The following is a 258-nucleotide window of genomic DNA, read 5'->3' on the forward strand; positions in this document are numbered from 1 at the left end:
GAATTTGGACATTTAGAGGGTGATACGATTGTCGGCATCCACCATAAAAGTGCCGTCATCACACTCGTTGAGCGACTTTCAAAAGCCATTATCGTCTTGAAACCAGAAGGCCGTAAGGCAGTTGATATTGAAAATTCGATTAATGAATGGCTTCAATCCGTACTCAAAAATCTTTTCAAATCAATTACCTTTGATTGTGGAAAAGAATTCTCTAATTGGAAAAGTATTAGTAATACGAATGATATTGATATTTATTTC

General features: G+C 35.3%; 1 protein-coding gene. It reads left to right on the forward strand.

The features are described from left to right. On the forward strand, positions 1-258 hold a 258-nt coding region (locus DIZ30_RS12620), incomplete at both ends, for an IS30 family transposase (protein WP_109023265.1).

Origin of the sequence: Enterococcus sp. H57 (assembly GCF_003112495.1) — a bacterium.
GTDB lineage: Bacteria > Bacillota > Bacilli > Lactobacillales > Enterococcaceae > Enterococcus_B > Enterococcus_B faecium.